General features: G+C 38.6%; 12 protein-coding genes. 9 read left to right on the forward strand and 3 right to left on the reverse strand.

What is annotated here, in order from left to right:
* Positions 1 to 52: 52 nt before the first annotated feature.
* Positions 53 to 1,744 (forward strand): arginine--tRNA ligase, encoded by a 1,692-nt coding sequence (argS, locus tag IGJ87_RS04790; protein WP_002293885.1) that lies wholly within the window; start codon positions 53 to 55, stop codon positions 1,742 to 1,744.
* 345 nt (positions 1,745 to 2,089) lie between these two features.
* Here the strand turns inward: argS and phnX are convergent, their stop codons facing one another.
* From phnX to IGJ87_RS04805, 3 genes are all read right to left on the reverse strand, one after another.
* Positions 2,090 to 2,878, reverse strand: coding sequence for a phosphonoacetaldehyde hydrolase (gene phnX, locus IGJ87_RS04795; protein ID WP_002346365.1), 789 nt, complete (start codon positions 2,876 to 2,878; stop codon positions 2,090 to 2,092).
* Positions 2,871 to 3,962, reverse strand: a complete 1,092-nt coding sequence (gene phnW, locus IGJ87_RS04800) for a 2-aminoethylphosphonate--pyruvate transaminase (protein ID WP_002346364.1) — start codon at positions 3,960 to 3,962, stop codon at positions 2,871 to 2,873. Before phnW ends, phnX begins: the two co-directional genes overlap by 8 nt.
* Before the next feature lie 216 nt (positions 3,963 to 4,178).
* Positions 4,179 to 4,658, reverse strand: coding sequence for an arginine repressor (locus IGJ87_RS04805; RefSeq protein WP_002293881.1), 480 nt, complete (start codon positions 4,656 to 4,658; stop codon positions 4,179 to 4,181).
* 358 nt (positions 4,659 to 5,016) lie between these two features.
* Between IGJ87_RS04805 and rpsB the strand changes: the two genes are divergently transcribed.
* From rpsB to IGJ87_RS04845, 8 genes are all read left to right on the forward strand, one after another.
* Positions 5,017 to 5,799 carry a 30S ribosomal protein S2 gene (rpsB, locus tag IGJ87_RS04810; RefSeq protein WP_002293880.1) on the forward strand — a complete coding sequence of 261 codons (783 nt, stop codon included), beginning with the start codon at positions 5,017 to 5,019 and terminating at the stop codon, positions 5,797 to 5,799.
* A gap of 98 nt (positions 5,800 to 5,897) precedes the next feature.
* Positions 5,898 to 6,779 carry a translation elongation factor Ts gene (gene tsf / locus IGJ87_RS04815; protein WP_002293878.1) on the forward strand — a complete coding sequence of 294 codons (882 nt, stop codon included), beginning with the start codon at positions 5,898 to 5,900 and terminating at the stop codon, positions 6,777 to 6,779.
* A 135-nt stretch (positions 6,780 to 6,914) separates the two neighbouring features.
* On the forward strand, positions 6,915 to 7,637 hold the full coding sequence (pyrH, locus tag IGJ87_RS04820; RefSeq protein ID WP_002293877.1) for a UMP kinase: 723 nt from the start codon (positions 6,915 to 6,917) through the stop codon (positions 7,635 to 7,637).
* 2 nt (positions 7,638 to 7,639) lie between these two features.
* Complete coding sequence (gene frr, locus IGJ87_RS04825) at positions 7,640 to 8,197, forward strand: ribosome recycling factor (protein ID WP_002293875.1); 558 nt, start codon at positions 7,640 to 7,642, stop codon at positions 8,195 to 8,197.
* Positions 8,198 to 8,391: 194 nt separating this feature from the next.
* On the forward strand, positions 8,392 to 9,204 hold the full coding sequence (locus IGJ87_RS04830; RefSeq protein WP_002294134.1) for an isoprenyl transferase: 813 nt from the start codon (positions 8,392 to 8,394) through the stop codon (positions 9,202 to 9,204).
* On the forward strand, positions 9,201 to 10,001 hold the full coding sequence (locus tag IGJ87_RS04835; protein ID WP_002294135.1) for a phosphatidate cytidylyltransferase: 801 nt from the start codon (positions 9,201 to 9,203) through the stop codon (positions 9,999 to 10,001). The genes IGJ87_RS04830 and IGJ87_RS04835 overlap by 4 nt, the downstream gene beginning before the upstream one ends.
* A gap of 160 nt (positions 10,002 to 10,161) precedes the next feature.
* A complete protein-coding gene (rseP, locus tag IGJ87_RS04840; protein ID WP_123839458.1) occupies positions 10,162 to 11,430 on the forward strand; it encodes an RIP metalloprotease RseP in 1,269 nt (422 codons plus the stop codon).
* A gap of 67 nt (positions 11,431 to 11,497) precedes the next feature.
* A complete protein-coding gene (locus tag IGJ87_RS04845) occupies positions 11,498 to 13,207 on the forward strand; it encodes a proline--tRNA ligase (protein WP_002297401.1) in 1,710 nt (569 codons plus the stop codon).
* Positions 13,208 to 13,398: the final 191 nt, after the last annotated feature.

The raw sequence follows: 13,398 nt of genomic DNA on the forward strand, positions 1-13,398 counted from the left end.
CTAGAGATTTTTTTTGTTTAACAATCAAGGGAGCACTTTAGGAGGAATAAAGATGAATAATAAAGATCTTGTCGCAAAAGCTGTCTATGACGCTGTCAAAGATGATTTAACACTGGAACAAGTCGAACAATTACTAGAAAATCCAAAATCAGCTGAACACGGAGATGTTGCATTTCCAGCCTTTTCATTAGCAAAAGTTTACCGAAAAGCGCCACAGCAAATCGCTGCAGATTTAGCAGAAAAAATCGATTCTGCCAACTTTGAAAAAATCGAAGTTGTCGGACCTTACTTGAACTTTTTCATGAATAAAGAACTTATCAGCAAAAAAGTTTTGCAAACAGTAGTGAAAGAAAAAGAACATTATGGGGATAGCAATATCGGGAATCAAGGAACAGTACCAATCGACATGTCTTCTCCTAATATTGCCAAACCAATCTCAATGGGACATTTGCGTTCGACAGTTATCGGTAATTCGATCGGTTTCATTATGGAAAAAATCGGTTATCAGCCAATCCGCATCAACCATTTAGGTGACTGGGGAACACAGTTTGGAAAACTGATCGTCGCTTACAAAAAATGGGGTACAGAAGAAGCTGTTAAAGCAGAACCAATCAATGAATTGCTTCGTTTATATGTCCAATTCCATGAAGTAGCTGAAACAGAACCAGAATTAAATGAAGAAGCTCGTGCTTGGTTCAAACGTCTGGAAGAAGGCGATGAAGAGGCTATTCAATTATGGCAATGGTTCCGTGATGAATCGATGAAAGAATTCAATAAAATCTATGATCTGCTGGAAGTACGTTTCGATTCGTTGAACGGTGAAGCTTTCTACAATGACAAGATGGATGAAATCGTCAAACTTTTAGAAGAAAAACATTTGCTGAACGAGGATAAAGGTGCAGAGATCGTTGACCTATCTGCTTATGACCTGAATCCAGCGTTGATTAAGAAGTCAGACGGTGCGACACTATACATTACACGTGACTTAGCTGCTGCATTGTACCGTAAACGTACTTACGACTTCAAACAATCTCTATATGTAGTAGGGAATGAACAAAGCTATCATTTTAAACAGTTGAAAGCTGTCTTGAAGGAAATGGGCTTTGACTGGTCTGACGATATGCGCCATATTCCATTTGGTTTGATCACGCAAGGTGGTAAAAAATTATCAACTCGTAAAGGAAAGATCGTCTTATTAGAAGAAGTATTAAATGAAGCAATCCAATCTGCTAAAGAACAAATCAGCGAGAAAAACCCTGATTTGGAAAACAAAGATGCTGTAGCTAAACAAGTTGGGGTTGGGGCAGTCATTTTCCACGATTTGAAAAACGATCGACTGAATACATTTGACTTTAACCTGGAAGAAGTTGTTCGATTTGAAGGAGAAACTGGACCTTATGTGCAATATACACATGCTCGTGCAGTCAGCCTGTTGGAAAAAGCAGGATTTGTCCCTTCAGAAACAGCAGACTATGCATTGAATGACGATACCAGCTGGGAAGTGGTTAAATTAGTTCAAAAATACCCTGAAACGGTCTTGTCTGCTGGGGAAAAATACGAACCGTCAGTGATTGCGAAACATGCAATCAAATTAGCACAAGCATTCAACAAATACTATGCTCATACGAAGATTTTAGCTGATGATGAACAAAAAGAAGCACGCTTAGCTCTAGTTTATGCAGTGACTGTATTATTGAAAGAAGACCTTCGTTTGCTAGGACTTCATGCACCAGATAAGATGTAAGAAAAAGAGAATGTGAAATCAGCGTTCTGATCCGAGTATTAGAGAAACAAAAGAGAAAATAGCTTTTCAAATTTTATCGTTTTTTGAGCAAATACCGAGAGTCAGCTGAATGAACACCGTTTAGTGGAGAGGTTGTCTCTTAAACACTGTTTGTTTGTAAATAAGGGGACTGTGACAAAAGTCGTGTCACAGCTCCCTTTTTTTTTCGAATAAACGGTGTTCAAAAGCTTGCATCTGCGGTAATAAGCCTAACCAAACGAAAAATATGAGGAGCTATTTTTGTTTGGCTGTTCTTATTACTTGATGCAGTACAGCTTTTTCACGACCTCTGATTTTGTATAAAAGTCATTCTGGATTCTTGTCAGCGTACAAAATGTATTCTGTTAACTCTTTTAAATTGTTTACACAAATATCAGCGCCAGCTTGTTGGAATCTAAGAGCAACAGACTGTTTTAAACGATCTTTTTTCCCCATCTCTAATTTTTGGTACTCATCATAAGAAATCCCCATTAGCGAACTACCTTCAATTACACCTACTGTCAACACTCCGGCATTTTTCCCTTCCTGGATATCTGAGACCGTATCTCCGACTTTGATTACTTCATCAACCGACTTGTTTTTGAAGTACTGCATGTTTTTATGGATCATATAAGGAAACGGTCGACCATACCCTTCGACGTCTTCAGAAGTTGCCATGAAGTCTGGTGAATACCCTTCTTTTTTTGTGGTTTCTGCTACGATTGTCATCATAGGAGCAGTAAATCCAGTCGTGGAACCAATATTGATCCCAGCGTTTCTCAACCGTTCGATCGTTTCCAATGTGTCGGGTTTCAAGGTAGAATGCTTGACCAAATCTTTAAACAGATAATGTTCAAATTGTTGATACAATTCCTCCACCTCTTTTTCCTGAGGTAGTTGTCCATAAATAGCTATCCATTGTTTTTTGACAGAAGGGAGGGAAAGAAGCTGTTGGATATGATCCCATTTTAATTTTCCCATCGGTTCGCGGATTTCTTTGTCAGTCAGTTGGATTCCTTTTTCTAGAAAAGCATTTCTAAAAGCGTGGACAGGAGCCATACAGCCAAAGTCCACAGTTGTTCCTGCCCAATAATCAAAAATTACAGTTTTAATCATTAACGTTCTCCTTATAGTCTTTGATAATTGCTGTCAGTTCCAAAATATCTTCCGGATAGATCTCGCCAATATTTCCGATACGAAAACATTCATGATCGCTGATTTTCCCGGGATAGATCACAAATCCGTTTTGCTTTAAATACTGATAAAAATGATTAAAATCAAATCGCCAGTCCTTAGGGTAAAGAAAAGAGGTGATGAATGGCTCCTGATATTCTTGAATGAAAGGCTGGAACCCCATCTCTGTCATTTTTTGTCGTAGTACATGATTATTGGCGAGATAACGTGAATATCGAGTTTCGATTCCTCCTTCTGCCTCTAGTTCCTTCAGCGCTTGTTGAAAAGCCAAAACCGTATGGGTAGGGGAAGTGAAACGCCATTTGCCATTCTCGTTTTCCATCACGCGGTACTGGTCATATAGATCAAGTGACAAACTTCGACTCACATTTTTTCGCTTTTCTAGTTCCGCTTTATTAGCAAGTACAAAAGAAAAGCCTGGAACACCTTGAATACATTTGTTTGAGCTGGAAATCAAAAAATCAATCCCTAGTTCGGCTACACGAATCGGTATCCCACCAAAGCTTGACATCGCGTCCACTATAAACAAAAGATCTTTTTCTTGTGTGACAGCAGCAATCTCTTCCAAATTATTCAAAATACCGGAAGTAGTCTCGCTATGGACCATTGCTAGTGCGGAGATAGAGGGATTCTCTTCAATCAGCTGTGTAATCACATGAGCTTGGAGGATTTGATGTTCCGATACCTCATAAACGGTATAGTTCAGTTTCAGACATTCGCACATGTTGATCATTCGTTGTCCATATGCGCCGTTTGAACAAATCAGTACAGTATCTTCTGGCCTGATCACAGAACTTAATACCGATTCTACCCCAAAGGAGCCGCTACCTTGCATTAAGACCGTTGTGTATATTCCTTCCGATACTTGAGCAAGATCCAATAATTTTTTTCTTATCCATTGTGTAATTTCTTTGTATTCTTGATCCCAAGTACAATGATCGATCAGCATAGCATTTTTCACTGTTTCAGAAGTCGTCAATGGTCCAGGAGTTAATAATTTATACATATGATTTCCTTTCATTTCTTTTTTGAAATACACAAAGAGCAAGAAGCTGCTCTTGTTAACATCCAATATAAATGATGATTATTGTGATTCAATCAAGGTGTTGAAAAAATTGAATAAAAAATGATGTATTTTTGTAAAGAGTGTAAAGGTTTATTTAATAAGGAAAATATTGAAAATAAAAAAACACGCATTCCATATTAGGAATACGTGCTCTGATTAAAAAAGTGATACTTCAGTTGGATGGTGAAGAAATTCTTCTACTCGTTTTGCGTCCTCCTCATTTTCCGAGATGACCATGATCGTATCGAATCCAGCAATTGTACTGACAATAGAGGGAGGTTTGATCTCATCTAAAACAGATGCAAATAAATGAGCATTGTCTGGCAAGGTATTGACGATCGTCAAAAAGTGGACTCGTTCGACTTTCAATACAATGTCTTCAATCATTTGAACCAGCCGATCCTCTTCCTCAGTCCTAGTCTCAGGAGTTCCTTTTTCGCGAAACAATACGAAGCGGGAAACGCCATTTTCATCAGGTGCCTTCACGATTTTTAGATCACGGATATCTCGAGAAATCGTTGCCTGCGTGGCGGTAACGCCATAATGCCCAAGTTTGTTTAATAGTTCTTCTTGCGTACGGATCGGGAATTCTTCAATGACTTGTTTAATCAGCAAATGTCTTTGAGCTTTGCGCATTTTCTTTCTCCTTTACGAAAGATTTCACATGTATCATAACAAAAAAAAGAAGGATTGCCCAATAATATTCGTCTTTTATACCTAAAATTATTTTATGGAAAAAGGATAATAAAGAAACAAAGAGAAATCTACTGTTTTTCTTGAATTCTTTTTATCTTTCAGGTAAACTATTGAATGTTGAGCAGAAAAGTATATTTACTCTTGCGATACGGATCTTTTGTCTGTATAATAGCTGAGGGTGCTTTATGCATCAGCAAATCCACATTCTTATTGGATTGTCGGTAGGTGCTTGAAAAAGTTTGCCGGCAAGGTAGAAGATAAGAAGAGGAAAAATAAAACCAAATCGGAGGAAACAAACATGGCAGTAATTTCTATGAAACAATTACTAGAAGCCGGCGTACACTTTGGTCACCAAACTCGTCGCTGGAATCCAAAAATGAAGAAATATATCTTCACAGAAAGAAACGGAATCTACATCATTGACTTGCAAAAAACAGTTAAATTAGTAGATGCAGCTTATGATTACATGAAGAGCGTTGCTGAAGAAGGCGGCGTAGCATTATTCGTAGGTACAAAAAAACAAGCACAAGAAGCAATCAAAGAAGAAGCAACTCGTGCAGGACAATACTTCGTTAACCATCGTTGGTTAGGCGGAACATTGACAAACTGGGATACTATCCAAAAACGTATCAGCCGTTTGAAACAAATCAATGCAATGGAAGAAGATGGAACTTTTGAAGTTCTACCTAAAAAAGAAGTTGCTGGTTTGAACAAAGAACGTGAACGTCTTGAAAAATTCTTAGGCGGTATCGCTGATATGCCAAGAATCCCAGATGTAATGTACATCGTTGACCCACGTAAAGAACGTATTGCTGTTCAAGAAGCACACAAATTAAATATCCCAATCGTAGCTATGGTTGATACAAACTGCGATCCAGATGAAATCGACGTAGTAATCCCTTCAAACGACGATGCAATTCGTGCCGTTAAATTGATTACTTCAAAAATGGCTGATGCTTTCATCGAAGGAAACCAAGGTGAAGATCAAGTAGTTGAAGAAGATTTCACAGAAGAAAACACAGCAACATCAATCGAAGAAATCGTAGATGTTGTTGAAGGCGACAATTCTTCAGCAGAATAATTTTGAATGATGGAGCTGTTTCAAAGGCTGGGCGACAAGCCTCACTCTCCTTTGAAGCAGCTTTTTTTAAAAAGAAAAACACACAGGAGGAGTTAAACATGGCAGACGTTACAGCTAAAATGGTAAAAGAACTACGCGAAATGACTGGCGTAGGAATGATGGATGCGAAAAAAGCATTAGTTGAAGTAGAAGGCGACATGGAAAAAGCAGTTGATCTTTTACGTGAAAAAGGAATGGCAAAGGCTGCGAAGAAAAATGACCGCATTGCAGCTGAAGGATTGGCTTCAGTTGCTGTGAAAGGTAACACTGCAGCAATCGTTGAAGTAAACTCAGAAACAGACTTTGTTTCTAAAAACGAAATGTTCCAAGATTTAGTAAAAGAAATTGCAGAACTTGTTGCTGAAAACAAACCAGCAGACATGGAAGCTGCAATGAAAATCAAAACAGATAAAGGTACAATTGAATCTGACTTGATCGAAGCAACTCAAGTTATCGGAGAAAAAATCAGCTTCCGTCGCTTTGAAGTTGTAGAAAAAGACGACAATGCTGCATTTGGTGGATACTTGCATATGGGCGGACGTATTGCCGTATTGACTGTTCTAGATGGAACAACTGACGAAACAGTTGCAAGAGACGTAGCTATGCACGTAGCAGCTATCAATCCTCGTTATGTAAACGAATCACAAATTCCAGAAGCTGAATTAGAACATGAAAAAACTGTTCTTACAGAACAAGCATTGAACGAAGGCAAACCAGCGAATATCGTTGAAAAAATGGTAGAAGGACGCTTGAAGAAATTCAAAGCAGAAATCGCTTTGGTGGACCAACCATTCGTTAAAGATCCTGATATGACTGTTGAAAAATACGTTGCATCAAAAGGCGCAACTGTTAAAACATTCGTACGTTTCGAAGTTGGCGAAGGTATCGAAAAACGCGAAGATAACTTTGTAGAAGAAGTTATGAGCCAAGTGAAAAAATAATTCTGTTGAATAACAGACGGGAACGCACGGTTTGTGCGCTCCCTTTTTTTAAGCAAAACAAGAAAAACCAGTCTTAGAGTGTCGAAATCATCTAAGTATGGTAAAATGGCAATAGAAAATATTGGAGGAATGAACATGGTCACACCGAAATATCAGCGTGTAGTCTTAAAATTGAGTGGAGAAGCTTTAGCTGGGGATGCAGGATTTGGAATCAAACCACCAGTAATCAAAGAAATCATCCAAGAAATCAAAGAAGTTCACGAGCTGGGCGTTGAAATGGCAATCGTTGTGGGTGGCGGAAATATCTGGCGCGGACAAATCGGAGCACAAATGGGCATGGAACGTGCTCAAGCTGATTACATGGGTATGTTAGCTACAGTTATGAATGCCTTAGCTTTACAGGATACGTTGGAAAACGTGGGTGTACCGACACGCGTGCAAACTTCGATTGAAATGCGTCAAATCGCAGAGCCATATATTCGCCGTAAAGCAGAACGTCATTTAGAAAAAGGACGGATCGTTATCTTTGCAGGCGGTACCGGCAACCCGTACTTCTCGACAGACACAACAGCAGCATTACGAGCGGCAGAAATCGGCGCAGATGTTATCCTGATGGCTAAAAACAATGTAGACGGTGTTTATTCTGCTGATCCGAAAGTAGATGCAAATGCAGTAAAATTTGAAGAACTGACTCATCTGGAAGTTATTGCCAAAGGATTACAAGTCATGGATTCAACTGCAAGTTCACTAAGCATGGATAATGATATTCCACTGCTTGTCTTCAATTTAAATGAACACGGAAATATTCGCCGTGCAATCTTAGGCGAAAATATCGGAACAACTGTAAGGGGGAAATAAAAATGGCAGATGCAATTATGACAGAAGCAAAAGAAAAAATGAAAAAAGCAGCACAAAATCTTCAACGTGAACTTGGGCAAATCCGCGCAGGCCGTGCGAACGCTAGCCTTTTGGACCGTATTACTGTGAACTACTACGGTGCGCCAACACCATTGAACCAAATGGCATCAATCCAAATTCCAGAAGCACGTGTTTTAATGATCACACCTTTTGACAAGAGCATTCTTCAAGATGTTGAAAAAGCTATTATGGCAAGTGATATCGGAATCAGTCCAACCAATGATGGAAATGTCATTCGCTTAGTTATCCCGCAACTGACAGAAGAACGCAGAAAAGAATTAGCTAAAGATGTGAAAAAAGAAGCAGAAAATGCAAAAATCGCGATTCGTAACATCCGTCGTGATGCGATCGATGAATATAAAAAACAACAAAAAAATGGTGATATTACCGAAGATGATTTGCGCGGATTAGAAAAAGACGTACAAACATTGACAGATAACAGCATTAAAGAAGTAGATAAGATCGCTGCTGATAAAGAAAAAGAATTATTGGAAGTTTAATAAAATCATAAAAACAGAGGGGCGGATCATTCCGCTTCCTCTGTTTTTATTTATATTTCTTTTATTTAAAAATTAAAAAAAGAAAAAATTATTCAGTTTTTAAATAAAAAAACAATGATTTCATAGGAAAAACAGTTAGATATTGCTATAATACTTAAGATAGTGGGAATCTTTTAAGTATAGGAGGAAAAAGAATGTTACGTTTTTTTCCGCAAAAAAACAAATATATTCAAGAAAAAAGCGAATTTCAATTTAATACCGATGGACCAATCCCTCAGCACATTGCCATCATCATGGACGGCAATGGTCGTTGGGCGCAAAACCGTCGTTTGCCACGAGTTGCTGGCCATAAAGAAGGCATGGAAACAGTAAAGAAAGTCACAAAAAAAGCATCAAGGCTTGGAGTGAAAGTGTTGACGCTTTATGCCTTTTCGACTGAAAACTGGAAGCGACCAAAAGATGAAGTAAGTTTTCTCATGCAACTACCTGTCGACTTCTTTGATACGTTCGTACCAGAATTGATTAAAGAAAATGTCAAAGTTCATGTCATGGGTTATGAAAACGTATTGCCAGAACATACGCAAGATGCTGTAAGACGTGCAATTGAGCAAACAAAAAACAATACTGGAATGGTATTGAATTTTGCTTTGAATTATGGAAGTAGAGCAGAGATCGTGACTGCTGTCCAAGAAATTGCCGAAGAAGTAGCAAAAGGAGAAATACACGCAGAAGAAATCGATGATGAATTGATTGCTAAGCATTTAATGACAGGTTTCTTGCCTAAAGAGTTACAAGATCCTGAGCTGATGATCCGTACAAGTGGAGAAGAGCGAATTAGTAATTTTCTGTTATGGCAGATCGCATATAGTGAGCTGTATTTTACAAAAGCGCTTTGGCCTGATTTTGATGGTGCGCATCTTGAAGAAGCAATCGCCTCTTATCAAAATCGAGACCGTCGATTCGGCGGTGTAAAAAAAACAGAAGATGAGAAAGGGGATCAGTCATGAAACAACGTGTGATCACAGCAGCTGTGGCGCTAGTCTTGTTTATTCCGATTATATGGATCGGAGGCATAGCGGTTGAGCTTACAGCAGCAATCTTAGCGGTAGTAGGAGTTTACGAGCTGTTCCGGATGAAAGGATTGACACTCTTAAGTTTTGAAGGAGTTTTATCCGCCGTTGGTGCAGTGTTACTTGTTTTGCCAAAAGAAAGATGGTTTTTCTTTCTTCCAGAGAATGTAAGTACATTTATGTTATTTTATCTTATAGTTATGATTCTTTTAGGAACATCAGTTATTTCTAAAAATACGTATACGATTGATGAAGCAGGTTTTCCTGTGCTTGTCAGCTTGTATGTGGGAATAGGTTTCCAGAATTTTGTCAATGCACGAACAGAAAGCTTGGCTGTTTTGATATTTGGTCTATTTATTGTTTGGGCAACTGATATCGGAGCATATATGGTTGGTCGACGTTATGGTCAGCATAAGTTAAGTCCTGATATTTCGCCCAACAAAACGATTGAAGGTGCGCTCGGTGGTATCGGTAGTGCTGTTGTAGTCGCATTTCTTTATTTATTGCTATACCCAGCAAAAGAACTATTCAATCATGGTATGTTTGTCATGCTTCTGATGACGATTATTTTTTCAGCAGTCGGACAATTTGGTGATTTGGTCGAATCTGCAATCAAACGTCATTATGATGTGAAAGACTCGGGAAATATCTTACCAGGCCATGGTGGAATCTTAGACCGTTTCGACAGTTTGCTGTTTGTATTTCCTATCATGCATTTATTTGGCATTATTTAGTAAGTATACCTGCGTTTCTTTGTGAATTTCATAAAAGACGCAGGTTTTTATTTTTCATTATATTGATACTATTGGTGTCTTTGGTATACTATGGTAAAATTATAGTGTTTTATCGTTGTTTTATAAAAAACACAAAAAACAAGTAAAGGAGAAAAAAGCTATGAAAACGATTCTGACATTTATCATCGTTTTTGGTATATTAGTGATTGTTCATGAGTTTGGTCATTTCTTCTTTGCGAAACGATCAGGAATCCTTGTTCGCGAATTTGCTATCGGTATGGGTCCGAAAATTTATGGGCATCAAGCAAAAGACGGGACAACATATACGCTTCGCCTATTACCTATTGGCGGTTATGTTCGAATGGCAGGCAATGGGGATGATGAAACAGAAATGGCACCAGGAATGCCTCTTTCTCTTTTACTAAATTCTGACGGCATCGTAGAGAAGATAAATTTAAGTAAGAAAATCCAATTGACAAATGCTATCCCGATGGAATTGAGCCGTTATGATTTAGAAGATGAGCTGACTATCACTGGTTATGTGAATGGAGACGAAACAGAAGTAGTAACCTACCCTGTTGATCACGATGCGACGATTATTGAAAACGACGGAACAGAAATCAGAATTGCGCCAAAAGACGTACAGTTCCAATCGGCTAAATTGTGGCAGCGTATGCTGACCAACTTTGCTGGACCCATGAATAACTTTATTTTGGCAATCGTGTTATTCATCATTCTGGCATTTATGCAAGGTGGTGTTCAAGTGACGAACACTAATCGCGTAGGAGAGATCATGCCTAATGGAGCTGCGGCAGAAGCAGGCTTAAAAGAAAATGATGAGGTAGTCAGTGTGGACGGAAAAGAAATCCATTCATGGAATGATCTGACAACAGTCATTACGAAAAATCCAGGTAAAACATTAGACTTTAAGATCGAACGAGAAGGTCAGGTGCAATCTGTCGACGTGACACCGAAATCTGTAGAGTCAAATGGCGAAAAAGTTGGCCAACTTGGTATAAAAGCCCCAATGAATACAGGTTTTATGGATAAGATCATTGGAGGGACGCGTCAAGCTTTCAGCGGTTCATTGGAAATTTTCAAAGCCTTAGGATCACTATTTACAGGTTTCAGTTTAGATAAATTAGGCGGACCTGTCATGATGTACCAATTGTCTTCAGAAGCAGCAAATCAAGGTGTAACAACTGTTATTAGTTTGATGGCGCTTCTTTCAATGAATCTCGGAATCGTCAATCTGCTTCCGATTCCTGCCTTAGATGGCGGGAAATTAGTCTTGAATATTTTTGAAGGGATTCACGGGAAACCATTAAGTCAAGAAAAAGAAGGAATATTGACATTAGCTGGCTTTGGATTTTTAATGTTGTTGATGGTGCTAGTTACATGGAACGATATTCAACGATTCTTTTTCTAGAAAAAGTTGACAAATAGGGTATAATAACAAACGATAACTATTTTGAGGAAATAAAGGAGTATATAGAATGAGACAATCAAAAATGTTGATTCCAACATTACGCGAAGTTCCAAATGATGCAGAAGTATTAAGCCATCAAATCTTGCTAAGAGCTGGATATATCCGCCAAGTATCAGCGGGTATTTATTCATATCTGCCATTAGCAAATCGTGTATTGGAAAAACTGAAACGCATTATGCGGGAAGAATTTGAAAAAATCGGAGCGGTAGAAATGCTGATGCCTGCCATCTTGCCAGCAGAACTTTGGGAAGAATCCGGGCGTTACGAAACATATGGACCAAACTTGTATCGTTTCAAAGACCGCAATGATCGAAAAATGATCCTTGGACCAACTCACGAAGAAACTTTTACTGATTTGATGCGTAATGAAATCAATTCATATAAGAAATTACCTTTAAATCTTTATCAAATCCAACCTAAGTATCGTGACGAAAAACGACCTCGCTTCGGTTTGCTTCGCGGAAGAGAGTTTATCATGAAAGATGCATATTCTTTCCATGCAACGGAAGAAAGTTTGGACGAGACATATAAAGATTACGAAAAAGCCTATACCGAAGTATTCAAGCGTTGTGGCTTAGAATTTCGCTCGATCATCGGAGACGGCGGCGCAATGGGCGGGAAAGACTCAAAGGAATTCATGGCGATCTCAGAAATCGGGGAGGATACGATCTGTTATTCGACTGAAAGTGATTATGCTGCAAACTTGGAGATGGCTACAAGCTACTATGTATCAAAAAAATCGCATGAAACACAGCTTGAATTGGAGAAAGTAGCTACACCTAACGTAAAATCAATTGACGAAGTAGCAGATTTCTTTTCTGTTGAACCTCAAAAAATCATCAAGTCTGTATTGTTCATTGCGGATGAACAACCTGTCCTTGTTTTGGTACGTGGAGACCATGAAGTCAATGACGTAAAACTGAAAAACTTTTTATCTGCTGACTTTTTAGAAGAAGCAACAGAAGAAGAAGCACAAAAATATCTAGGTGCTGAGTTTGGTTCTGTCGGACCAGTCGGTGTTTCAGATGACGTAAAAGTATATGCAGACCGTTATGTCCAAGATTTAGCGAATGCCATTACTGGAGCGAACGAAACAGGATTCCACTATAAAAATGTGAATCCAGAACGCGATTTCACTGTGCTTTCTTATGAAGATCTTCGTTTTGTACAAGAAGGAGATCCTTCACCAGACAACAACGGTGTTCTTGCCTTTACTCGAGGAATCGAAATCGGACATATCTTCAAAATCGGCACTCGTTACAGTGAATCTATGGGAGCAACCGTTCTAGACGAAAACGGACGAGAAAAATTTGTGATTATGGGCTGTTATGGTATCGGTGTAAGTCGTTTATTATCAGCAATCGTAGAACAACATTCAGATGAACAAGGAATCAATTGGCCAAAAGGAATTGCGCCATTTGATCTGCATATCGTCCAAATGAATCTAAAAGACGAATACCAAACAAACCTGACGAATGAACTAGAAGAAGCGATGACAAAAGCTGGCTATGAAGTACTGGTTGATGACAGAAATGAACGCGCAGGAGTGAAATTCGCGGATTCTGATTTGATTGGCTGTCCAATAAGAATCACTGTCGGTAAAAAAGCAGTGGATGGAATCGTAGAAGTGAAAATCAAGAAAACTGGCGAAATGGTTGAAGTACGTAAAGAAGAATTGGCGAATACTTTACCAATCCTCTTGAACCAAGGCGAATAATAAGCGTTAAAACACAGAAAATAAAAATAGCTGAATCAGCTGTTTTTGACAATCTGATGATTCGCTTTTAAAATTGGAACTGCGATTCAAATCGCAGTTCCAATTTTTTAATGTAAAACTCAGAAAAAACGAGTATACTAAAAGGTACTGAAAAAGAAGAGGATAAGATGCGATCAATTGCATTGTTTCTC

This window comes from Enterococcus sp. DIV1411a, from assembly GCF_050531945.1.
Lineage (GTDB): Bacteria > Bacillota > Bacilli > Lactobacillales > Enterococcaceae > Enterococcus_B > Enterococcus_B faecium.